Source organism: Flavobacterium mekongense (assembly GCF_047038255.1).
In the GTDB taxonomy this organism is placed as follows: Bacteria; Bacteroidota; Bacteroidia; order Flavobacteriales; family Flavobacteriaceae; genus Flavobacterium; species Flavobacterium mekongense.
This window is the reverse complement of record NZ_CP174374.1, coordinates 2,313,391-2,336,529: the sequence shown is the minus strand read 5'-3', so window position 1 is coordinate 2,336,529 and position 23,139 is coordinate 2,313,391. Positions and strand designations below refer to the sequence as shown.

Here is a 23,139-nt window from a genome sequence, read left to right as displayed (position 1 = left end):
TCTACTAAATAAAATGCCAAACCCTTACTAACAATTGTTGATAAAATTTAGTTGGCTTTCTTCATTTTTTGCACTAACCAATGATGATAAGTGATACTTTTGATTGTAACCTAACTTTTAAAGTATGAGAATTGAAACCGATTTGAAACTGGGCTTTAAAGATGTAATGATAAGACCTAAACGGTCGACTTTGAACAGTAGAGCGCAAGTCTCTTTGGAGCGTGAATTCAAGTTTTTGCACAGTACCCATCTCTGGACCGGAATACCCATTATGGCGGCCAATATGGATACCGTTGGTACTTTTGAAATGGCTTTGGCCTTGGCTAAAGAGAAATTGTTTACCGCCATTCACAAGCATTATTCGGTAGCCGAATGGAAAGCTTTTTTGGACAAGGCACCAAGAGATGTATGCAACTTCATAGCAGTTAGCACAGGCACCGGAATAAATGATTTCCAAAAAATAAATGCCATATTTGAACAACATCCACAGCTGAAATTCTTGTGTATTGATGTAGCCAATGGGTACTCTGAGCATTTTGTGGCTTTTTTGCGTCGGGCCAGAAAACAATTCCCGGACAAAGTCATCATAGCCGGTAATGTAGTAACCGGTGAAATGGTAGAAGAATTATTATTGGAAGGTGCAGATATTATCAAAGTGGGTATTGGGCCGGGCTCAGTTTGCACTACCAGAGTAAAAACCGGCGTAGGTTATCCGCAATTGTCCGCTATAATAGAATGTGCAGATGCCGCTCATGGTTTGGGTGGTCATATCATCAGCGATGGAGGTTGTGCTATTCCCGGTGATGTAGCCAAAGCTTTTGGAGCAGGTTCCGATTTTGTAATGCTGGGCGGTATGTTGGCCGGACATACTGAAAGTGGAGGCAGTTTGATTGAAATTAACGGAGAAAAATTCAAAGAATTTTACGGAATGAGCTCGGAAACCGCCATGAAAAAACACGTTGGTGGAGTAGCCGAATACAGGGCCAGTGAAGGCAAAACCGTTAAAGTGACATTTAAAGGTGATGTTATCGATACTTTACATGATATTTTAGGAGGTTTGAGAAGTACCTGTACCTATGTTGGAGCTTCAAAATTAAAAGAGTTGACAAAACGAACTACCTTCATCAGAGTAACCGAACAGGAGAATACGGTTTTCGGTAAATTATAATCATGACAATAGGGACTACTTTTTTTAATCATTGTCCGAGTTGCAGCTCGACAAATTTTGAGTACAACAATAATTTCAAGTTTCATTGCTATGATTGCAACTTCGTGTTGTACCACAACATAGCGGCGGCAGTTGCTTTGGTTTTTACATTTGAAGATAAAATCCTGTTTACTGTTAGAAATGTAGAGCCGGATAAAGGCAAACTCGACTTACCCGGTGGCTTTATCGATCCGGGTGAAACAGCGGCAGAAGCTGCTTGCAGAGAAATAGCAGAAGAATTAGGGTTGAAAATCAGTCGGGACGATTTGCAGTATCTAACTACTGCTCCGAATGATTATTTGTATAAAAATGTAGCTTATCGAACGCTGGATATATTTTATGAATGTAAGTTAAGTTCAGATACTATTGCCGTAAAAGCCAAAGATGAAATTCAGGACTTGGTTTGGTTGAAGCGTAATGAAATTGTATTGGATGCCATCGGTTTTGTTTCTATCCGAAAGGTTATAAATGACCATTATCTTATAAATTAATAGTGATTTGACTTACTATTTCCTTTAAAAACTTATTTTTGATGACAATAATCCATCAATCATTATGTCATCTAATCAAAACAAATTCTTCAGGCTTTTTAAACTCATTAAGCAATCGCTCAAAGGAGAAGAGCACGATTATACCCAAGGCAATGTAAAAACGGCTATACTGTTGCTTGCTGTTCCTATGATTTTAGAATTGAGCTTGGAATCGGTATTTGCGGTGGTTGACATTTATTTTGTTGGGCATTTGCCTAATGCAGATGTTGCTGTGGCTACCGTGGGTTTAACCGAAGCTGTAATTTCTTTGGTGTATACTTTAGGTATTGGGTTGAGTGTGGGAGCCACTGCTATTGTAGCACGTAGGGTAGGTGAAAAAGATTTTACAGAAGCTTCTAAATCAGGCGCTCAAGCCATTTGGGTTTCTATTTTGATCGCTATAGCAGTTGCTTTGGCAGGCGTTTATTTTGCTGCTGATATTTTAGCTTTGATGGGAGCAAAACCGGAAGTAATTTCCGAAGGAAAAGTATTTGCTCAAATCATTTTTGCCAGCAGTCCCGCAATTATTTTGTTGTTTTTAATCAACGGAATTTTCAGAGGTGCGGGCGATGCTGCAATGGCCATGAGAAGTTTATGGTTGGCCAGCCTTATTAATATTATCTTATGCCCGCTTTTAATTTACGGCTACGGTCCGTTTCCCGAATTAGGATTGAAAGGAGCCGCCATCGCTACTGCAGTAGGCAGAACCACCGGTGTTTTATACCAATGCTACCATTTGTTTTTTAAAAACAGAACGATACAAATTTACCGACATTATTTCAAGCCCAATATAGAAATTGTCTCATCGCTGTTGGGTATTTCGATGCCGGCTATGTTGCAATTTTTTATCCAAAGCGGCAGTTGGATAGTACTCACTTATATCGTTTCAATCACCGGCAGTACTGATGCTAGTGCCGGTTATCAAATAGCGATACGAAATGTGGTATTCTTTATTTTACCGGCTTGGGGTTTGAGCAATGCGGCAGCTACCTTAGTGGGACAAAATTTGGGTGCCCATCAACCGGAGCGTGCCCAGCAAAGTGTGATGTTGACTACCAAATACAACGTGATTTTCATGAGTGTGGTGACCATACTATTTGTAGTGTTTTCAGAATGGATTATCAGTTTTTATACTGCTGATGAAGTTATATTGGCTTACGGAAGCAAAGCCTTACGGATTATCGGATTTGGATATGTTTTTTATGGTATCGGAATGGTAATGATACAAGCATTAAACGGTGCCGGTGATACCAAAACCCCTACATGGATTAATGTGTTTTGTTTTTGGATGATACAAATTCCGTTGGCTTGGTTTTTGGCGGTTTATTCAGAATTGGGTCCGGTTGGAGCATTTATTGCCATTCCAACAGCCGAAACTGTATTGGCATTATTGGCTTATTATTTTTTCAAAAAAGGAAAATGGAAAGCCGTTAAAGTGTAGTAGCTTTAATAACCAGTCAGTTGCAAATTTTTGTCGTCTTTTTTGATTTTTAAATCATTTTTGATTTGCAAGTTTATCAAATATGCCTATATTTGCACCCACAAAAAGGCCTCGTGGCGCAACTGAATAGCGCATCTGATTACGGCTCAGAAGGTTACAGGTTTGAATCCTGTCGAGGTCACGAATAAATGCTATAAAATCAAAAAAAATGACAAGCTCGCTTGATCATTTTTTTTGTTTTATAGGATTTTCAAAGCGGAGCTTTGCCAGGATATGTAATCTAGTTGAATTTAAGATATTGTTGGACGAACAATAAAATGACAAGCTCGCTTGATCATTTTTTTTGTTTTATAGGATTTTCAAAGCGGAGCTTTGTCAGGATATGTAATCCTATTGAATTTAGGATATTGTTGGACGAACAATAAAATGACAGGCTCGCTTGATCATTTTTTTTGTTTTATAGGATTTTCAAAGCGGAGCTTTGTCAGGATATGTAATCCTGTTAAATTTAAGATATTGTTGGACGAAAGATAAAATGACAAGCTCGCTTGATCATTTTTTTGTTTTATAGGATTTTCAAAGCGGAGCTTTGTCAGGATATGTAATCCTGTTGAAGATGTCTACTTTATTTATTCTTCTCCAGAGCCTTAGTAGTTACATAATACCGCCAAGCCAATATAGCCAATTGCCATTTTTTGGCTTTGGCCGGATCTAATCTTTGCTTGGTGAAGCTGGGTAACAGAACTTTATTTAGTTTAGCTAACAGTTTGTACATTTGTTTGTATTTGTTGCAAAAATAAAAAAAACCGCCTTAAGCGGTTTTTATCTTTTAAGCCTTTTGTGTTTTCAAATTCGATTTGGTTTTTTTGAGTTCTTTTCGGGCTTCTTCTAATTCTTTTTTGGCTTTTTCCAGTTCTTTCTTGGAATCTTCTAAATCCTTGTCGGTTGGCGTTTCATTTTCCAACTTGTTGTGTTTCATCAAACGGTCAATTTGCTCTTGCATTTTTTTCATTTGCTCCGCTATATCGTCCTGTTGGTTGAAATTGAAACCCGGAAACTCTCTTCTGGAAAAAAAACTGTCTTGATTGTTTTTCTTGATTTCTTCCAATTCTTCCAGGGTATAATCTTCGCCACCTTCAATGACTTTTCCGTCTTCAATCACTAAAGGCTTTTTGTCATCTCGTAAAATTTTAATTCTCGATTTGGTTTGTCCGAATGATTGACCTTCAGGTATTCTAAAATCAAATTTGTCTATCGATAAGCTGTCATTATCGAAATTAAATTGGAATTTTTTCATCAAATCATCTCCCGAAAAACTGCTGATGAATGGGTTATTGCCAAAACTGTTTTCAGGTTCGCCGAATCCCACCGCTTCTCCTTGTTTATAGAACCTAATGGTTGGTATCGGTTTGGGCGAATTGTAACTCAAATTCCCTTTACTACCGCTTTGGTCTTCAAAAGCCACTTCTATAGCCGTAATCTCATTTTTATCATTACGCTTAATATTATTGTATTTGATGGTTACACCGTACGCTTTTAACGCTTTAATATCGTCTTTCATTTCTTGCTCGGGTGTATTTTTGTTCCAAGTCATTACAACATTGTCTTTAGCCTTTTTATCGCTTAGAGAAAAGGATTGACTTTTGGTTTGAGCTACAGTAAATAAAGAAGTTAACAACAACAGGGTTATCAGATTAAACAACTTTTTCATACAGTTTAAAAATTTATTGAATGGTTAAACGATTTTAATCAAACTTATAAACTTGTGTCATTCAAGCGGATGAGATTGACAAAATTTTAACTTTTTTGACTGGTCTTTTTCAAATCAGCTTTGGCTTTTTCCAATTCGGCTTTGGCCTTGATCATTTCTTCTTTGGCTTTCAGCATTTCTGCTTTGGCCTTTTCCATTTCGGCTTTTGCTTTTTCCATGTCGGGTTTTGACAATTCCATTTCACGACGCGCTTTTTCCATTTCCGGTCTGGCTTTTTCCATTTCCTCTCTGGCACGAAGCATTTCTTTACGTACAAGATCTCTGCTTTTGCTTAATTGTTTGCGTATTTCCGGTTTCATTCTTTGGATTTGGATTTGTGCGTTTTTCATAGCATTACTTCTGATTTTGGCTATGTCTTCACCATTGATGAAAACTTGTTTGTCTTCGCCGTTGCCATCAGTTTCAATCTTGATATTAAATTCACCTTTAGCTTCCGCTTCCTCAATGGCTTTTTCAATTTCACTATCATCAGAAATCACTTTGCCGTTGATGATAACCAAAGGTTTTTGGGCACCTTTGCGAATTAAGATATTGGCTTTATCCACATCGTGCCAAGCGAAAGCTTCCGGTAATTCGGGCATTTCGGGCATATCCGGGAATTCAGGATGTTCCGGCATTTCGAAATCGAAGTCAAAATTAAAATCACTCACCTCGGCCAAGCTATCGCCGTCAAAGTGGAACACAAAAGGTTCTTTATCATTCGTTTTCATTCCCGGAACATTGGCATATACGCGCATTCCTCTTGGTTTGCCAAATCCGATTGCTTCCTCGTTTTTATAAAAATGAATAGGAGCAATAGGCTCGTTTCCGGCTACTTGTGATACCCCTTTGTTGCCTTTCTTGTCTTTGAACTCGACTTTAATTCCGGTAATCTCACCATTTTCATTGCGTTTGATTTTGGAATATTTCAAGGTTACACCGTGCTTTTCTTTTAAGCGTTGGGCTTCTCTTTTAAGATCGGCATCAGAGGTGTTTTTGTCAATTACCAAACGTACTTCTTCTTTAGGATTGGTTTGACTTAATACGGTATTACCCGTTTTTTCTTGGGCAATGGTTTTGATTTGGAAAAGCATCACAAAACCGATTAAAACAGGTAAGATGATGGAATATTTCCAAGCATTTCTTTGTTGGGATTGATTGGTGTTTAACATAACGATTCGTTTTTTGATTAATGATTGATAAAAATTATTGGTAATTGAGAGGCAATTTTGATTAGAAATTGCTTTGAGTAATGCCATTTGATACACTTTAGGATTTTCCAATTGCTGTACGGCTTTGTGGTCGGCTATGTATTCCAAGTTTTGGATAATGGCCTTTTTGTAAAGCCAAACAAAAGGATTGAACCAAAAAATGATACAGAACAATTTGGCCACCATAACATCGAAGGAATGCTTTTCGCGACTGTGTACTTTTTCGTGTAACAGTATGCTTTGCAATTCTTCGGGTGTGTACAGTGAGGAATTGTAAACGATATAATTGAAAAATGAAAAAGGAGCTATATTTTGGTTTAAATCAACAAGGGTAAAATCTTCTTTCTTAGTTTTTTGCTGATTGTAAAGCATTCGAAACAATGAAGTAAAATTGATTGCAATTCGGGCCAATAAAAACAAAGCAATGGCCAAATAACCAAACCAAACTAACGACATCCAATCGAAAGGTTCAGGAGTTGCAACTCGTGGTGTTGCCATCGTATTCTGAGAAGAATAGGCCACTAAATCAGCTAACGCCATTTTAGGCTTTTCAACATAAACTACTTTGGTGATATTAAACCAAGGCAGTAGGAGCGCAGTAAACAAGCCGGTCAACAAAAACCAACGATTGCTGTTGAAAAAAGTCTCTTTGCGCACCAAAAAATGATAGGCCAAATAAAAAGCAGCTATCAGTGCGCTCGACTTTAATAGGTTGATGAACAAGGTTTCCATATCATTTCTTTTGTTCGATGATGGCTAAAATCTCTCTGAGTTCCTCTGCTGAAATTTTTTCTTCTTCCGCAAAAAAGGAAACCAAGTTTTTGTACGAGCTGTTGAAATAATTTTCAATCGCCGTATTCATAAATCGCTTTCTGTACTCTTCCATTTTTACGATAGGATAGTACTGGTGGGTATTGCCAAAAGCTGTATGCCCAACAAAACCTTTGTCTTCTAAATTTCTGATGATAGTAGAAAGTGTATTGTAGTGCGGTTGGTCTTCGGTGATTTCGGCTAAGACTTCTTTCACGAAAGCCTTTTTCAGCTTCCACAAAATTTGCATGATTTCTTCTTCCTTGTTGGTTAACTTTTGCATAGTTATGGTTTTAATCGTTTTATCAAATGGACAAAACAAACCTATAACTATTTTTGTAGTTACGCAACTAAATTTATAGTTATTTAACTAAATTTTAAGTTTTAAAGCGAATTTACGTGATAAAGTAGTTGATTTACAATGGTTTGTTTTCAGCTTGGATGAGTTTGTACACCCAATAACCACAGGCTGTGCCCAGCAATCCGAATGTTCCCATATAGAGCCAATTCATTTGGTAGCCATCGGTTTTATAGTATTCAATAATTTCCATGCCAACTTTGGCACTCAGGATGTGAGCCAAACTGAAACTCATGGTATAAATGGCCATATAGCGTCCTTCGTGACCTTTGGGAGCTCGACTTAAGGCTACCGAATTGGAGAAAGGAAAAGCCAACATTTCTGCGAAAGTCATAAACAACATCATGATGGTTAAAATGCCAACCCAAGTGTTGATAAGCATCAAAAACATGCTAATAGCCATGAGAAAACAACCTAAAGTGACCATCTTTACTTTATTGATTCTTTTTCTTTCCACATAACTTACTATCGGCATTTCGCAAAAGAAAACCAATAGGCCGTTCATGGTGAGCAATAATCCGGTTTGGAATTCAGACAAATTAAATTGTTCTCGGTGGTAGAGTGGAATAGTGGTAAAAACTTGAAAAAACAATATCCCCGAAACCAAGCAAGTAAACAAAAACAACCAAAATGGTTTGTCTTTAAAAACCGAATGGGTCAATATTTCTCCCGGATGTTCTTTGTCGGTGAAAGCCGATTTTTTCTTCTCTTTTACCTTGAGCCAGAAAATTGAAATGGCTATGATACAACTCAGGCCGTCGACCCAAAACAAGCCTTTGTATCCAATACTCATAATGATTAAGCCACCTAAAGCCGGACCGGCAGCGAAACCTAAATTAATGGCCAAACGAACTAAAGTTAATGCACGTGTACGATTTTCCGGTTTGGCATAAGCTCCAATAGAAACAAACATAGCCGGTCGGTACATATCGGCCACCGACATGATTACGAACATACTGATGCAAAGGCCGATAAAACTGGTGATAAACTGAATCGCCAAAAACAACAAACCGCTGGTGAGCAAACTGAAAATCATGATTTTATAGAATCCGATTTTGTCCGAAAGTTTGCCGCCCAACCAAGAGCCTAACATCGAACCAACGCCGAAACAAACCATAATCCATCCGACTTGTCCGTAGCTAAATCCTAAATCTTCCTTTAAATATTTAGACAAGAAAGGCAAAACCATGGTTCCGGCTCGATTGATAAAAGTAATCAACGTTAGTATCCAAATTTCTCTGGAAAAACCTTTGAAGTTATCGATATAACGTTGGAAAGCTGTTTTAAGCATGAGGATTGATTGATGGGGTAAAGGTACGAAGTTCCTGCTTTTTGAAGTCAACAACTTTCTGAGTTTCCCAACATTTTTTGTATTATTTTTGTTGAAAAGTGTCCGATGAAAAAACTACTTTCTTTTTTACTGTTAATGCATGTTTCTTTGGTGATGTCGCAAGAAACCGCAGCCGAATTTCAAGCCAATCTCAACAGAGAATTTGCCAATCGCGAGGAAAGTCCGCTCACCGATGAAGATTTCAAAGTATTCCAATCGCTGGAATTTTATCCCATTGATGAGAAGTTTATAGTAGAGGCTAAATTTGTCAGAACACCTAAGGAAAAGGTTTTCAAAATGAAAACTTCAACCACTCGTTTACCGGAATACAAGAAGTATGGCGAATTGTTGTTCCAAATTGACGGAAAATCATTTAAGCTAAATGTTTACCAAAACATCGAATTGAGTAAAAAAGAAGGCTATGAAGATTATTTGTTTTTGCCATTTTCTGATTTAACCTGCGGCAAAGAAAGCTATATCGGCGGTCGCTACATTGACATGCGTATTCCCAAAACCAAAACAGTGACTATCGATTTCAACAAAGCATACAATCCGTATTGCGCTTACAATCATAAATATTCTTGTCCGATTGTGCCTTTGGAAAACGATTTGCCTATCGAAATTTTAGCAGGTGTGAAAAAATTCCACGACTGATGTTTTACAACTTACATACGCATCGTTTCACTAATAATTCGGAAATAACCGAATTGGTAAACCAATATCCTTGGGAGTTTGTTGCTGATATTCCGCAGTATTCCATCGGTATTCATCCTTGGTATATAGTGGAAAATCGAGTGGAAAGCGATTTGCATTTCATGGAGCAAAAGTTACAATTACCCGAATGTTGGGCATTGGGTGAATGTGGCTTAGACAAGCGAATCGACATCCCTATGGTCTTACAAACAGAAGTTTTTGAAAAGCAAATTGCTTTGGCCGAAAAGTACCACAAACCTTTAGTATTGCATTTGGTTGCGGCTTATCAGGAATTGATTGCTATTCACAAAAAACGACCTATCAAAGTACCGGTTATTTTACACGGATTTTCTAAAAATGAGCAAACCGCAAAGTCATTGTTGGATTGTGGTTTTTATTTGTCTTTTGGGAAATATTTGTTGCGGAATCCCGAATTGGCAGCTGTATTTCGATCGGTACCCAATGATCGCTTTTTTTTGGAAACAGATACCATAGAGGAAACATTAATGGAAGTTTACGATAAAGCTTCAGTCATTAAAGCTCTTAGCTTAACTGAATTGAAAAACCAAGTTGGCTTGAACTGGCGTAAAGTTTTTAAGTCATAAATCTTTTTCACAAAGGTTTTCTACTTTTTACACTACGTATTTTTCCTTATTTTTGCCGCTTTAAAATCGTATTTCATTAATTCGCATTACAATGGCAAAGTGGCAGGAAAGAGCTGAACTATTATTTAAAGAAGAAGGATTAAATCGTTTAAAAAAAGCGAATGTTTTGGTAGTTGGATTGGGTGGCGTAGGCTCGTTTGCGGCTGAGTTTTTGGCCAGAGCCGGTGTAGGAAACATGACCATAGTTGATGGCGATGTAGTTGATATTACGAACATTAACCGACAATTACCCGCTTTGCATTCTACGGTAGGATTGCCCAAAGTAAGTTTGATGGCTGCTCGTTTAATGGATATTAATCCCGAGTTGAATTTAACTCCCGTACAAGAATTTCTCTCTCCCGAAAGAGCCAACGAAATAGTTACTGCCGATTTTGATTACGTATTGGATTGTATCGATAGCGTAACGCCTAAATTAAATTTAATCATGGCGGCCAAAAGAAAAGGCGTCAAAGTCATTAGTAATATGGGCGCCGGTGGCAAATATGAAGCTTCTAAGGTAAAAGTGACCGATATCCGCAAAACCGATTATTGTCCGTTAGCAAAAGTGGTGCGAAAACGTCTTAAAAAAGAAGGCATTTCGAGCGGCGTGAAAGTTGTTTACTCTTATGAAAGACCGGATGAAAGCAGTGTAAAAATGACCGACGGAACCAACTTTAAAAAATCGTTTTACGGAACCAATAGTTGGATGCCTTGTTTGTTTGGATTGCATGCGGCTGAAACCGTGGTAAAATATTTGCTTAAAAAAGAAAATTAAATGGCAACCTCAGACCGACCGATTCTAAAACTTTCCTTGACGCCTTTCGACCGAAGTGTTGAAGTGTTAGGATTGTTGGTGTTGATTGGCTTTTGGATTTTTACCATCAATTATTATGCGTTACTTCCTGAAGTCATTCCAACCCATTTTGGCGGTGGCGGTAAACCCGATGGCTTTGGTTCCAAAGAAACTATTTTAGGATTGCCGATAGTGTCAACAGTTTTATATGTGATGTTGACTGTTTTTAGTCGATTTCCGCACAAAATGAATTATACGGTAACCATTACCGAAGCTAATGCTGAAGTACAATACCGAATCATGACCAGAATGATTAGGGTATTAAAAGTATTTGTCTTACTTGTCTTTTTTACATTGGATTACAAAACCGTGCAAATAGCTTTAGCCTGGCCGGATGTATTGGGTAGATGGTTTTTACTCTTACTGTTTGCTATGATTTTCGGTCCGTTATTTTATTTTTTAATACAATTGTCTAAAAACTCCTAACTTCTTCTTATTCGTAGCCTTAGAGCCTCAGAGTCTTAGCACCTTAGAACCTCAAAAACTATCATGATACAAACTGTAATTTTCGACATGGATGGCGTAATTGTAGATACCGAACCGGTACATCATTATGCTTATAACCAACATTTTAAAAAGCTAAAAATTGAGGTTAGCCCCGAAATGTATGCTTCGTTCACGGGTAATTCGACTAAAAATATTTTTGAGCGTTTGAAAGTAGCATTCAATTTGGAAGAAGATGTAACTACTTTAGTTGAAACCAAGCGCGAACTTTTTAACGAAGCTTTTGATCAAAAGGAAGATTTGTACTTGTTGGAAGGCGTGGAGGATTTAATAAAAGAATTATATGCCAATGGAATGCAGTTGGTTTTAGCTTCCTCATCGGCTACCGTAACCATCAACAGGATTTTCAATCGATTCGGATTGCATCAATATTTTTCCCATATTGTTTCCGGAGAAGATTTTCCGAAGTCGAAACCCCATCCGGCCATATTCCAACACGCCGCTTTTTTAGCGCAAACACCAGTGGAAAATTGTATAGTAATTGAAGACAGTACTAACGGAATTTTAGCAGCCAAAGCCGCCGGAATTTACTGTATCGGTTACGACAGTTTTCACTCCAAAATGCAAGATTATTCTAAAGCCGATAAAGTAATTAAACACTTTAATGAGCTGAGTTACGACAGTATTAAATCGATTACAACCAGTTAGTTAACTTTATTCTCTGTCGGGTAAAGTATGTTTGGCTAAAACCCTTTTACTGTCTGACTTTACAGAGGCTTCTTTTCGCATACCCCAAAAAAAGTCGGATGATTTCTTTCTGGCTTCTTCCAAGTTAACAATTGGTAAAGGATAATTTTTGCCTGGTATGAATTCGTGAAAAACTTGCTCAATTGGAGTTAACTTCCAAGGTTCATGGACAAATGGAGTAGGTAAGTGAGCCAATTCCGGTACCCATTTTTTGATAAACTCGCCTTCCGGATCGTGTTCTACAGCATTTTTTACCGGATTGTAAACGCGCAAAGTATTGATTCCTGTAACACCGGCTTGCATTTGAATTTGCGGATAATGAATGCCTGGCTCAAAATCAAGGAACTGTTGGGCAAGGTGTGGACTGCAATTTTGCCAAGGTTGAAACAAATGATGGGTATAAAACGAAACTACCAAAGCGCGCATCCGAAAGTTTAAATACCCTGTAGTGTTAAGGCATCGCATACACGCATCTACTATAGGTACTCCGGTTTTACCTGTAGCCCAAGCTAAATGCCAATCTTTACGGACAGTTTGTTTTAAGTTACGGTAGCCTTTGTTTACAGCCACAAACTCCATCTCACATTCCATTTCAAATTTTTGTATAAAATGCGCTTGCCATCGTAAACGAGAAGCAAAATTGGCTATTTGACGTTTGTTTTTACCACTTTTGGCTTTTAAACCTGCTGCTTGATAAACTTGCCTAACCGATAAATTCCCCCAAGCTATGTAAGGTGAAAGCCGACTGCAACCTTTTCTGGCAGCTTCGGGTTTGGAGATATGTCGGCTATAATTTTCAACGCGTTCTTCTAAAAAAGAATTCAAATAGCGCCTTCCTGTCCTGGTACCGCCTTTTTGAAAAGGTGCGTTTTTTTCTGTTTTTAAACTTGGTATGGTAAAATAATTTTCTATCTCTTCTAATTCGCGATATTTGATAAAACTTCGGCTATCGGCTTTGAAAGGAAAGCAGGGCTTCTCCATAAAATCGTACCAATCTTCTTTCCAATGTTTGCGATTTTGCAATCCGCGAATTACACCGTTTGTAACAAATTCATGCCAAGGAATACCATGTTCTTTCAGTATCTCGGCCACAGCCAAATCACGATCATAGGTGGTTTTAATTCCGGTTTCTTGATGGGAATAGATACCACGAATAGAAATGGATTCGATAAGTTTTTTGAAAACAGTAGCTGCTTCTTCTTCAACAATGAGGATTTGGGTATGAAAAGGGAGTAGTTCAGCTTGTAATTCTTCTAATGATTGTTTGATAAAATCGAAATGACGCTGACTGTAATGCGAATCGTTTTGTAATGATGGCTCCAAAATGTATAGCAAAAGGACTTTGCCCGGTGCCTCTAAGGCACGGTACAGCGCTTCGTTATCGTGCAAGCGTAAATCTCTTTTGAACCAAACAATATTCATTAGCCGACAGCTTCTTTATAAATGGTCAAACATTTTTCTCTGGCCATTTTATGGTCAACTATAGGTTGCGGATAAGATAAACTATTCAGTTCCGGTATCCATTTTTTGATGTAAACCAAATCTTTATCAAACTTTTTGATTTGTTCTGTTGGGTTGAAAATTCTGAAGTATGGCGCTGCATCAACGCCACTACCGGCGGCCCATTGCCAGTTACCTACGTTGCTGGCTTGTTCGTAATCCAATAGTTTTTGGGCAAAGTAGGCCTCACCCCAACGCCAGTCTATAAGCAAGTGTTTGCATAAAAAACTGGCAGTAATCATACGAACCCTGTTGTGCATATGACCGGTAGCATTGAGTTCACGCATGCCGGCATCCACAAAGGGATAACCTGTTTTGCCTTCACACCATTGTTGGAATAGGGTTTTATTGTTTTCCCACTGTATATCATCGTATTTGGGTTTGAAACTTTTGTTTACAGTATGTGGAAAATGCCATAGAATTTGCATAAAGAACTCGCGCCAAATCAATTCTTTTAAGAACGTCTCATTCTTGCTTTGCAAGGCTTTAGCAACCATTTTGCGTATAGAAACGGCTCCAAAACGCAAATAAATTCCCAAGTATGAGGTCTTGTTCATGGCCGGGAAGTTACGCGTTGCTTCGTAATTATCTATGAGTGATATTGAAACATCAAAAGCAGTTACCGGTATGGACGATCGAACAAATCCGATGTCTTTGAGACTCATGAAGGGATAGGGGTGTGATGCAATTTTATCTAGGTAATCTTCAGAATTGTAATTATTTAAAGAGGTTTTTCTAAAGTTATCTTTCCATTTATTTGAGTAAGGAGTGTATACAACGTAAGGAGAACCATCGTCCTTTACTACTTCGCTTTTCTCAAAAATAACTTGATCTTTACTGGTTTTGAATTCAATATTGTATTCTTTGAAGAGTTGATAAAGCTCTAAATCGCGCTTTCTGGCATAAGGTTCATAATCGTGGTTGGTATAAACCGTTTTGATGTTGTTTTCAGCTAATATTTTGTGATAAACTTCAAAAGGATCACCATGAAAAATAGCTAATGACTTCCCAATTTTTTTTAGTTGACTTTGAATTTTCTGCAGTTGGTCGTGGATGAAAGTCACGCGAGCATCATCTTTTGGCAATTGTGACAATATATTTTCATCAAAAATAAAAACAGGTAAAACCTCATCACCACTTTGCAAAGCGTGATAGAGTCCGGCGTTATCTTCCAATCGCAAGTCGCGTCTAAACCAGAAAATGTTCATTAGCTTAATTTTGTTAAAAAGTTAAATAGTTTAAGATTGTTTAAAAATTTAAACAACTTCGAGCAATTTCAAACAACCTCAAACAATATTAAACAACGCTGTAATCCTAATTATTTACCAACAAAGACGACATACCGCCATCAACGTGGAAGATTTGTCCGGAAACCCACGAACTGTCTTCGCTTAGTAAAAATCTGGCGGTTTTAGCCATATCTTCGGCAGTACCAACTCTTTTCAACGGATGGCGTTGGGCCGATTTTTCTTTTTTCTCTTCGCTGCTCAAAAACTTTTCTGCCAACGGCGTATCGGTTAAAGAGGGTGCGATTACATTGACTCTGATTTTCGGAGCGTACTCGGCTGCTAAAGCCTTAGCGAAACCTTCGATAGCTCCTTTGGCAGCAGCAACACTGGTGTGAAAAGGCATTCCCATTCCGGCTGCCACCGAACTAAATAAAACAACACTCGATTGGTTTGCCGCTGATAAATTTGGCAATACACTTTGAAGGACTTTAATCATACTGATGAAATTGATTTGCAAATCACTTTCAAATGCTTCCGGTTTCAAACCACGAAAAGGTCGCAAGTTGATGCTGCCCGGGCAATACACAAATCCGTCAATAACTTCAGGTAAAAACGTAGAATCAAGAACATCGGTTGCTGCATCAAACGGAATGTGTGTTACGTTCATATCGCTTATAGCTTCGTTAGTTCTGGAAGCAATGAATACTTTGTTTTCGTATTGTAATTCTTTAGCAATCGCTAAACCGATTCCGTAAGAACCGCCTATGAGTAGTATTTTTTTCATCTTATTGCGCTTTGAATTCTCCAAATAGTTCGACTAATTTTTTATGACGGTAATCGAAGATTTCCTTCAACTTAGGCTTCACTAACAAGGGATGAACCAGTTGTCCGATAAAACCCATCGGTACTTTGTAATCAACGATGTCTTCCATTTCAACACCACCAGGAATTTCTTTTAAAAAATGCTTGTGATGCCATAAGTCGTATGGACCAAATCTTTGTTCATCAACAAAATATTGCTTGTCAACCACATGTGTAATTTCGGTTACCCATTTCATTGGAATTCCCAAAACCGGTGTTACTATATATTGAATTATTTGACCCGGAAACATAGGTCTGTCATCTCCGGAAAGTGTTTTGAATCCCATGTAATCCGGGGTGATGGTTTTTAAATTTCTCGGATCAGACAAAAAATCCCAAGCTTCATCTAAAGTTATAGGTAGATTCTGTTTGGTATGTAAAGTGTAGATTTTCATTTGATAAAACTTTTGGTAAAAGTACTAATTGTTTAACAAATAACATTAAACATTAAACAAAATTATTTTCATTTAAGTTTTAATTAACATTTGAAAACGCTGCAATTTGTAATTTTGAACAAACTAAATAAAACATCATGAGAAAAATTATTTTAGCATTGGCTGTATTAATAGCCAATTTTACTATTGAAGCCCAAGTAAAAACCCCTCAGCCAAGCCCGAAATCTACTTTAAACCAAGTAGTTGGTTTGACTGATGTTACGGTAGAATATTCCAGACCAAGCGCTAAAGGAAGACCTGTTTTTGGAGATTTAGTACCGTTTGGTCGTCTTTGGAGAACCGGTGCTAACCAAAACTCTATGGTTAGTTTTAGTGAAGATGTTGTAATCAAAGGAAGCACCTTGAAAAAAGGGAAGTATGCTATTTTCACTACTCCTAAAGCAGACATGTGGGAAATTATTTTTTACTCAGACACAGACAATTGGGGGACTCCTGAAAAATGGGATGAAAATAAAGTAGCTTTGAGAACCAATGTTGATCCTATAGTATTGGGGAATCATGTTGAGACCTTTACCATGGCCATCAACAATTTGACAAATGATAGTGCAACCTTAGACATTTCTTGGGAAAAGACGATGGTTTCTATAAAATTTGAAGTACCAACTCAAAAGGCCGCTATGGCCAGTATCAACAAGGTTTTGGCAGGGCCAACAGCCGGAGATTACTTTTCAGCAGCTCAATATCTATTCCAATCTGAAGGTGATTTAAACAAAGCTTTAGAGTATGTAAACAAGGCTGTCTCAATGGCAAAACCTGAAGACGTTCCTTTCTGGCATTTGCGTTTAAAATCATTAATACAAGCCAAAATGGGTAACAAATCAGGTGCTATTGAAACCGCTAAACTATCCTTGGCCGGTGCTGAAAAAGCCAACAATGCCGACTATGTTAAAATGAATAACGACAGTATCAAAGAGTGGAGTAAAAAGTAATTTTTATCAAACTCAAATTACAAACCACGAATCCAACAAAATTCGTGGTTTTTTTTATGCCATAATTTTTTGTTTGCCTTTGGCTATTGTTTGAAGTAATAACGAAATTATTATTGTCAGTGAAGCACCAATAAAGTTGAGCCACAAATACCCTAACTTTTCCTGACCGGTAGGATAAATATGAATGGTGTAATAATAGATGAAAAAGATGGTAGTCTGACTGATAACAGCGCCATAGAATATAGCATTGGCTTTGACATATTTGATGTAAAAACCAACCAAGAAAACCCCTAGTACAGTTCCGTAGAATATTGACCCGACAATGTTAACCAACTGAATTAAGTTTTCAAATAGGGTTCCGACACAAGCAAACAAAATAGCAATTACGCCCCAGAGTAAAGTGAAGTATTTGGTAGCATTGACAAAGTGTTTTTCCGATTTTTCAGTTTTGATATTTCTTTTGTAGATGTCTATGGCTGTAGTGGATGCCAAAGCAGTTAAGCCGGAAGCTGAAGACGACATTGCTGCTGATAAAATTACGGCCAACAACAAGCCAATCAATCCCGAAGGCAAATAGTTCAGAATAAAATAAATAAACACATAGTCTTTATCATTGGTTTCGGCTTTGCTGTCAACTTTCGCAATGATTTCTTTAGCTTGTTCGTGTAAATCTTTTTCTTTGGCAGAGAGCGAAATCAATTTGTTTCTCAAAATCGGATTGTCGTAATTTTGATTTAGGTGATCTATATATAACAAATTGAACTCTTTCTTTTCCTCAGACAGTTGCGCCAGTTGCTTTTCTAAGGAATTATATTCTTCTGCATAAATCGATTTTTCAACCGCATCTCGGTTAATAGGATTAAAGTGCAACGGCACGGGATTGAATTGAAAAAATACAAATACCATCACGCCGGTTAACAAAATGAAAAACTGCATAGGCACTTTTAAAAAGCCATTCATGATCAAACCCATTTGACTCTCTCGATCTGATTTTCCCGACAAATAGCGTCCTACTTGTGACTGGTCGGTTCCGAAATAAGACAACATCAAAAAGAAACCTCCGGTTATTCCACTCCAAAACGTATAGCGATTTTCGGGATCGATGGAAAAGTCGAGTATGTTCATTTTGTCGTTGGCACCGGCTATATGCATAGCATTCGAAAAAGTCATATCATTAGGCAACAAATGTAGGATTAAGAAGAACGTAATAAACATGCCGCTCATGATGATAAACATCTGTTGTTTCTGGGTTACATTTACCGCTTTTGTTCCGCCGGCAAAGGTGTAAATGATTACCAAAATTCCGATAATGATATTCAGTAACGTCAGATTCCAACCCAAAATAGACGACAAAATAATGGAAGGCGCATAAATAGTTAAACCGGTTCCTAAACCTCTTTGCACCAAGAAGAGTATAGAAGTAAAAGAACGTGTTTTTAAATCGAAGCGTTGTTCTAAATATTCATAAGCGGTGAACACTTTGAGTCGGTGATAAATAGGAATAAACGTCATCGATATTACCACCATAGCAATAGGTAAACCGAAATAAAACTGCACAAAACCCATTCCGTCATGATACGCTTGTCCGGGAGTAGAGAGAAACGTGATGGCACTCGCTTGTGTAGCCATAACCGACAAACCTACAGTCCACCAAGGCGTTTGTTTGTTTCCTAAGATATAATCTTCTACATTTTTACTGCCTTTGGTTTTATAAACACCATAAATAACAATAAAAAGTAAGGTTACCGATAAAACAATCCAGTCGAGTTTTTGCATCTTAATAAAACAATTGCATTAATAAAAAGAAAATTAAAATATAAATGCCGTTTGCCACTAAAACCCAAGTGTAACTGTTTTTCCAACGATCTTTGTTTTCTGTTTCCATATTATTTTCCTAAAGCGATGATATTGGCTAATAAGCGGAAGGCCCCGGGAACGCCTTCAGGTAATTCTCTAAAGAAACTCAAACCGGTGTAAACGTAATTTCCTTTACCGTATTTGGCTACTAATAACGCTCCGTTTTTTGGTTTTTCACCTTGGTCGTTGGCGGTAAGAATAGGTGTAAAATTGTTATCCCATTCACTTGGATAATACAATCCTTGCTCTTGTTTCCAGCCTTTAAAATCGTCAGCTGTTATTTTGTTCGGATAATTTAATATCGGATGATTGGGAGCTAAAAACCGAACTTCAGCATCTTCTTCGGTTACTCTATCTCTGGAAATTTTGAGAGGAAAAGGCGATAGGTCTTTGGTAACCAAATCGTCTAAAGTATTGTATTGTACTATCATTGTTTTGCCGTTTTGTACAAAATCCAGCAACAATCGTTGTTTGTAAGCCAAGGCATTGACCACATTGTAAGCTCGGATTCCTGTCATTACAACATCAAAATTTTGTAGTCGTTCGACCGTAATGTCTTCCGGTTTTAGCACGGTAACTTCATAACCCATTTGCGTTAAGCTCTTCGGTACTTCATCACCCGCGCCCATGACATAAGCGATTTTTTCGCTTTTGGTTTTGATTTTAACACGAATGGCTTTGGCTTCAGCAGTTTTCAACACCATTTGCTTGTAGATGTGTGAATAGTTGATATCGATTTTTTCTTTGTTGAATTCTCGGTCACCAATGAAAATTACACTTTTGATACTGATTTCAGAGGCTTCAGAAGATGGAGTAACATTGAAAACGGCTATAGCTTCTTGTCCTTTTTTATCGATAGTAAACGGAATTTCTGTTGGTGAAACTTTCCAGCCTTCCGGTAATTGTAATTTGGCATTTCCGGAAATGTTATCTCTACCGGCTTTGATTTTTACTGAAATTGTTTTGCTGCGGTCGCTATTAAAAATGTAGACTTTCTCGGCTATAGAAGATGTAACTAACGGCACTACATCTAAAGGTTGATAAACTTCGCCTTTCACATCGTCGTTGTATTTGTAAACTACCATGCGTTCGAAAGGAATAGTCACATTATCAATTCCTATCCAAAAACCAACTTTAACGTAACGGATTACATCCGGTAACCCAATTTCTTCTTGGTTGTCCACGCGGTACATGCCATTCGTTCCGGGTTGATTTAGCCAATAGGCATTGGTAAAATCAAAATTGTTTGGAAGATCTAATGAGATGGTTTCGGTTAATGAAACGTTCTTTTTTAAAGGTGTAATTTTTTGTTCGTTTTCATGTTTATAAACCGGTACAGCGCCTATCCCTTCCAAATTCATGGCTATGTCACTTCGATTGATAGCTTCCCATTTTACTTTTAAAACACTTCCTGGTGTGACTTCCTGTACATCAGCTACAGCTTCGAGGTATAAACCGGTACTGGCGGCGATGATTTTCTTAATCTCTTCCAATTTGACAAACTTCCAATGCTTGTCTTCTATTTTTTCAATCAAACTGTAAGCTTTGATTAATTCGGGTACGCTGGCTGCAGGATTTTTAAAATCGAAATTTTTCTCAACAGCATACAAAATATCACCAATGGCTTTTCCGCCTTTGATGCGATTCCAGGTAGTATCAATGCCGTCGAACAAATTGGTTTTTTCTTTGGGCATTTCACCTTTTAAAAACTCAATATATTCATCTTCTTCTCCACGTGTTCCCGTTGAACCGAAGCCTTGCGATTGGTGACGGCTTCTACTTAAGGCTGCAATTTCCTGATTGGATTTGCCCATAGTTTGGTAATAAGTACCGATTTTGAGATTGATTAGATTGGTTTTATCTGCGGCTTCAAATTTTTCCCGACTGCCGTAAAACCACCATGAAGTATTAAAGAAAACACGCTTGGGTTGCCAAGTGGTAACATATTGTAATTGTTCCGCAAATTGGTTTGGATCATTGGCCAAATCGAAGGCTTCCATGCTCAACATAGCAGAAGCCGTGTGATGTCCGTGAGTAGTTCCGGGTGAGCGATGGTCAAAACGATTGATGATAATATCCGGTTGGAATTTTCTAATGGCCCAAACCACATCGCTCAATACTTGATTTTTATCCCATATTTGCAAGGTCTCAGTCGGATTCTTAGAAAAACCAAAGTCGTTAGCTCGGGAGAAAAACTGCTCACCGCCATCAATTTTTCGAGCTTCAATGAGTTCTTGCGTTCTGATTACACCCAATAATTCTCTCAGTTCAGGTCCGATAAGATTTTGTCCGCCATCGCCACGAGTTAAAGAAAGATAGGCTGTACGGGCCTTTTTATCGTTAGATAAATAAGAAATAAGACGGGTATTCTCATCGTCAGGGTGGGCCGCAATGTATAAAACAGAACCCAAAAAGTTAAGTTTTTGAATTTGATGGTAAATGTCAACCGAATTAGGTTTTACCGGTTGCTGTGCCCAAACTGTTTGGGTAACAACTAAGAATGAAGATAATAGAAAGATGTAAAGCTTTTGCATTTATTTTTAATTGTAGCAATAGCTTCAAATATAAACATTAAATAAAATAGTATGTTTTATTTAATTCGTTTTTAACAAATGAATAAACTTAAAATTTTTCGGTAGAAGCTGTGGTATTGTTAGGAAATCTGCCCTTTGAGTTGTAAGGGAATTTCTTCTTGTGTATTGATAAATAATCATAAGGTCTATCACCATCATAATCATCAATAATTACACGAGCTTTATTGTAAAGAGAATAACCACCATAGTTTTGCGGTAATTCAGGAGCTGTTCTCCATTCACCATTATCTTTGTAATAGTAAACCATTTCCAAGTTGTCAAAATACGCTTGAAGATTAGGATAGTAATAATATCGTATGTAACAATTGGTTTTCTTGTCGATTGGTAATTTTTCTTTTGCAGTAACTGGGGTTTGAGCAAAAGACAGACTTGTCAGAAACAAGCAGACCACAAAAATTAGCAATTTAAGTGTTTTCATGATTTTGTAAATTTGGGGTTAACAAAAAACAGTTATCACATATTAATGCAACAAATTTAAGCAAAAATTATCTTTTAAAAGAAAATTATATCGGTGAAATGCGTTAAAACTACTGTTGAATAAGATTTTTTTTATATTAAACGGTAGTTTTGAGCGGTTTTGTTTTAAAAAAGGCGAAGTTCCTTACTTCGCCTTTTTATTAATCTCTGTCTTTTTTATGGCCTTTGCCACGATGTCCTTTGAATTTTTCATCGCGATGATGGTTTTTCCATTTGCCGTTACCTTTGTACTTTACTTTATGGGTTTTGAAATAGGAGTAAGGGCGGTTCCCGCGATAATCCGTTAAATAAATGGTGCGACCCCTATACAAATCATATCCTCTGTAATGCGGGGGTAGTGCGGCAGAACGAAACCAACGACCATTTCTGAGATAGATGTATCTTCTTGCCGGTACATCATAATAAACTTCAATATCCGGAAGATAATAATAATGAACTTCTACCGGCGCATTTGGAGCCCAAGCCGGCGGAGTGCCAACATTAATATTTACTGATACTTGTGCTTGGGTTTTCACTGCCAACACTAATAAAGTGGTAAGCAGTACTAATTTCATTGTTTTCATAATGTCTTGGATTAAATTACTATTAGCTGAGTAACTAACGTAAAAACAATGCCAAGCGATATGCAAAAAATAAAGTTTACCAAAAAATTAACAGTTAGTAATCTTAGTATTTTACGTAACTAATCAGTGAATTCTTGGTCCTCAAACTTTGGTTTTACAATAGAAATTCCTTTTTGAAGCAATAGATTGTTGGGATAAACCAAACGTTCTCCGTCTTTGGTAATTAAGTCAGTGTGAAAAGCATTGATGTCGATAATTTCTCCTTCAAAAGGAAAATCTTTGTCGTGCACTTTAATGACATCTCCAATTTTAAACGGAAACGAAAAAAACAAGATTACTCCTGAGGTAATATTACTCAATATCGACCATTGGGCAAACATGGCAACACCGACCACAGTAGCAATAGAGGAAAGTGTAATCATGATGTCATTTTTTTGAACACCCCAAATCACGATTAGGGATATCCCTGCCAAGATGTTAATCAACAAATGAATGTATTTGATCACTAAATTGGTTCTTTTTTCAATCCCGGTATGAGATTTTGAATACTTTCTTACAGCTTTAGTTACTATGATACGCAGTAAGATAACTGTTATGATAACCAATCCGGTAGCAAATAATTCTTTAGTATACAATTCAAAAAAACGCATAATTCA

The 23,139-nt window shown here is 37.5% G+C and carries 23 protein-coding genes and 1 tRNA gene; 10 read left to right on the top strand and 14 right to left on the bottom strand.

Translation table 11 applies throughout. The features are described from left to right. The first annotated feature begins 124 nt into the window (after nucleotides 1–124). The 4 genes from ACJG85_RS10080 (at nucleotide 125) to ACJG85_RS10065 (ending at nucleotide 3,359) form a co-directional block, all read left to right on the top strand. On the top strand, nucleotides 125–1,168 hold the full coding sequence (locus ACJG85_RS10080; protein ID WP_412476337.1) for a GMP reductase: 1,044 nt from the start codon (nucleotides 125–127) through the stop codon (nucleotides 1,166–1,168). 2 nt (nucleotides 1,169–1,170) lie between these two features. Then, nucleotides 1,171–1,698: an NUDIX hydrolase gene (locus tag ACJG85_RS10075; RefSeq protein ID WP_409679971.1), complete on the top strand. Its 528-nt coding sequence runs from the start codon at nucleotides 1,171–1,173 to the stop codon at nucleotides 1,696–1,698. Between the two features lie 64 nt (nucleotides 1,699–1,762). Continuing rightward, nucleotides 1,763–3,178: an MATE family efflux transporter gene (locus ACJG85_RS10070; protein WP_412476336.1), complete on the top strand. Its 1,416-nt coding sequence runs from the start codon at nucleotides 1,763–1,765 to the stop codon at nucleotides 3,176–3,178. Between the two features lie 107 nt (nucleotides 3,179–3,285). Further along, a tRNA-Arg gene (locus ACJG85_RS10065) sits at nucleotides 3,286–3,359 on the top strand. A 444-nt stretch (nucleotides 3,360–3,803) separates the two neighbouring features. On the opposite strand, the gene ACJG85_RS10060 is transcribed toward ACJG85_RS10065, so the two are convergent. The 5 genes from ACJG85_RS10060 to ACJG85_RS10040 form a co-directional block, all read right to left on the bottom strand. Further along, nucleotides 3,804–3,953, bottom strand: a complete 150-nt coding sequence (locus tag ACJG85_RS10060) for an SsrA-binding protein (RefSeq protein WP_412463973.1) — start codon at nucleotides 3,951–3,953, stop codon at nucleotides 3,804–3,806. Between the two features lie 54 nt (nucleotides 3,954–4,007). Continuing rightward, the gene (locus tag ACJG85_RS10055) at nucleotides 4,008–4,889 is read right to left on the bottom strand and encodes a hypothetical protein (RefSeq protein ID WP_412476335.1); all 882 of its coding nucleotides are present in this window, start codon (nucleotides 4,887–4,889) and stop codon (nucleotides 4,008–4,010) included. Nucleotides 4,890–4,975: 86 nt separating this feature from the next. Further along, nucleotides 4,976–6,871 (bottom strand): M56 family metallopeptidase, encoded by a 1,896-nt coding sequence (locus tag ACJG85_RS10050; protein ID WP_412476334.1) that lies wholly within the window; start codon nucleotides 6,869–6,871, stop codon nucleotides 4,976–4,978. 1 nt (nucleotide 6,872) lies between these two features. Next, on the bottom strand, nucleotides 6,873–7,232 hold the full coding sequence (locus ACJG85_RS10045; RefSeq protein ID WP_290871835.1) for a BlaI/MecI/CopY family transcriptional regulator: 360 nt from the start codon (nucleotides 7,230–7,232) through the stop codon (nucleotides 6,873–6,875). A 133-nt stretch (nucleotides 7,233–7,365) separates the two neighbouring features. Next, a complete protein-coding gene (locus tag ACJG85_RS10040) occupies nucleotides 7,366–8,598 on the bottom strand; it encodes an MDR family MFS transporter (protein ID WP_412476333.1) in 1,233 nt (410 codons plus the stop codon). 105 nt (nucleotides 8,599–8,703) lie between these two features. On the opposite strand from ACJG85_RS10040, the gene ACJG85_RS10035 reads away from it, so the two are divergent. The 5 genes from ACJG85_RS10035 to ACJG85_RS10015 all read left to right on the top strand — a co-directional run bounded on the left by ACJG85_RS10035 (nucleotide 8,704) and on the right by ACJG85_RS10015 (nucleotide 11,979). Beyond that, nucleotides 8,704–9,291, top strand: coding sequence for a DUF1684 domain-containing protein (locus ACJG85_RS10035; RefSeq protein ID WP_412476332.1), 588 nt, complete (start codon nucleotides 8,704–8,706; stop codon nucleotides 9,289–9,291). Then, the gene (locus ACJG85_RS10030; RefSeq protein WP_412476331.1) at nucleotides 9,291–9,935 is read left to right on the top strand and encodes a TatD family hydrolase; all 645 of its coding nucleotides are present in this window, start codon (nucleotides 9,291–9,293) and stop codon (nucleotides 9,933–9,935) included. The genes ACJG85_RS10035 and ACJG85_RS10030 overlap by 1 nt, the downstream gene beginning before the upstream one ends. A 91-nt stretch (nucleotides 9,936–10,026) precedes the next feature. After that, nucleotides 10,027–10,749 carry a tRNA threonylcarbamoyladenosine dehydratase gene (locus ACJG85_RS10025; RefSeq protein ID WP_324690633.1) on the top strand — a complete coding sequence of 241 codons (723 nt, stop codon included), beginning with the start codon at nucleotides 10,027–10,029 and terminating at the stop codon, nucleotides 10,747–10,749. Next, a complete protein-coding gene (locus ACJG85_RS10020; protein ID WP_412476330.1) occupies nucleotides 10,750–11,253 on the top strand; it encodes a DUF1648 domain-containing protein in 504 nt (167 codons plus the stop codon). A 63-nt stretch (nucleotides 11,254–11,316) separates the two neighbouring features. Further along, nucleotides 11,317–11,979: an HAD family hydrolase gene (locus ACJG85_RS10015; protein WP_409679998.1), complete on the top strand. Its 663-nt coding sequence runs from the start codon at nucleotides 11,317–11,319 to the stop codon at nucleotides 11,977–11,979. Between the two features lie 6 nt (nucleotides 11,980–11,985). On the opposite strand, the gene ACJG85_RS10010 is transcribed toward ACJG85_RS10015, so the two are convergent. The 4 genes from ACJG85_RS10010 to ACJG85_RS09995 all read right to left on the bottom strand — a co-directional run bounded on the left by ACJG85_RS10010 (nucleotide 11,986) and on the right by ACJG85_RS09995 (nucleotide 16,003). Continuing rightward, nucleotides 11,986–13,440, bottom strand: coding sequence for an FAD-binding domain-containing protein (locus ACJG85_RS10010; RefSeq protein ID WP_412476329.1), 1,455 nt, complete (start codon nucleotides 13,438–13,440; stop codon nucleotides 11,986–11,988). After that, the gene (locus ACJG85_RS10005; RefSeq protein WP_412476328.1) at nucleotides 13,440–14,726 is read right to left on the bottom strand and encodes a cryptochrome/photolyase family protein; all 1,287 of its coding nucleotides are present in this window, start codon (nucleotides 14,724–14,726) and stop codon (nucleotides 13,440–13,442) included. Before ACJG85_RS10005 ends, ACJG85_RS10010 begins: the two co-directional genes overlap by 1 nt. A 106-nt stretch (nucleotides 14,727–14,832) precedes the next feature. Beyond that, complete coding sequence (locus tag ACJG85_RS10000; RefSeq protein WP_412476327.1) at nucleotides 14,833–15,531, bottom strand: SDR family NAD(P)-dependent oxidoreductase; 699 nt, start codon at nucleotides 15,529–15,531, stop codon at nucleotides 14,833–14,835. A 1-nt stretch (nucleotide 15,532) separates the two neighbouring features. Beyond that, complete coding sequence (locus tag ACJG85_RS09995; RefSeq protein ID WP_409680010.1) at nucleotides 15,533–16,003, bottom strand: SRPBCC family protein; 471 nt, start codon at nucleotides 16,001–16,003, stop codon at nucleotides 15,533–15,535. A gap of 137 nt (nucleotides 16,004–16,140) precedes the next feature. On the opposite strand from ACJG85_RS09995, the gene ACJG85_RS09990 reads away from it, so the two are divergent. Then, entirely contained in the window at nucleotides 16,141–16,992 is an 852-nt protein-coding gene (locus ACJG85_RS09990) for a DUF2911 domain-containing protein (RefSeq protein ID WP_412476326.1), read from the top strand. Nucleotides 16,993–17,046: 54 nt separating this feature from the next. On the opposite strand, the gene ACJG85_RS09985 is transcribed toward ACJG85_RS09990, so the two are convergent. From ACJG85_RS09985 to ACJG85_RS09965, 5 genes are all read right to left on the bottom strand, one after another. After that, on the bottom strand, nucleotides 17,047–18,768 hold the full coding sequence (locus tag ACJG85_RS09985) for a sodium:solute symporter (RefSeq protein WP_409680016.1): 1,722 nt from the start codon (nucleotides 18,766–18,768) through the stop codon (nucleotides 17,047–17,049). Between the two features lie 110 nt (nucleotides 18,769–18,878). Further along, nucleotides 18,879–21,383, bottom strand: coding sequence for a PIG-L family deacetylase (locus ACJG85_RS09980; protein ID WP_412476325.1), 2,505 nt, complete (start codon nucleotides 21,381–21,383; stop codon nucleotides 18,879–18,881). An 88-nt stretch (nucleotides 21,384–21,471) separates the two neighbouring features. Continuing rightward, nucleotides 21,472–21,861 carry a hypothetical protein gene (locus tag ACJG85_RS09975; RefSeq protein ID WP_412476324.1) on the bottom strand — a complete coding sequence of 130 codons (390 nt, stop codon included), beginning with the start codon at nucleotides 21,859–21,861 and terminating at the stop codon, nucleotides 21,472–21,474. 199 nt (nucleotides 21,862–22,060) lie between these two features. After that, nucleotides 22,061–22,474: a hypothetical protein gene (locus ACJG85_RS09970; protein ID WP_409680024.1), complete on the bottom strand. Its 414-nt coding sequence runs from the start codon at nucleotides 22,472–22,474 to the stop codon at nucleotides 22,061–22,063. Between the two features lie 128 nt (nucleotides 22,475–22,602). Next, a complete protein-coding gene (locus ACJG85_RS09965; RefSeq protein WP_409680027.1) occupies nucleotides 22,603–23,133 on the bottom strand; it encodes a mechanosensitive ion channel domain-containing protein in 531 nt (176 codons plus the stop codon). Nucleotides 23,134–23,139: the final 6 nt, after the last annotated feature.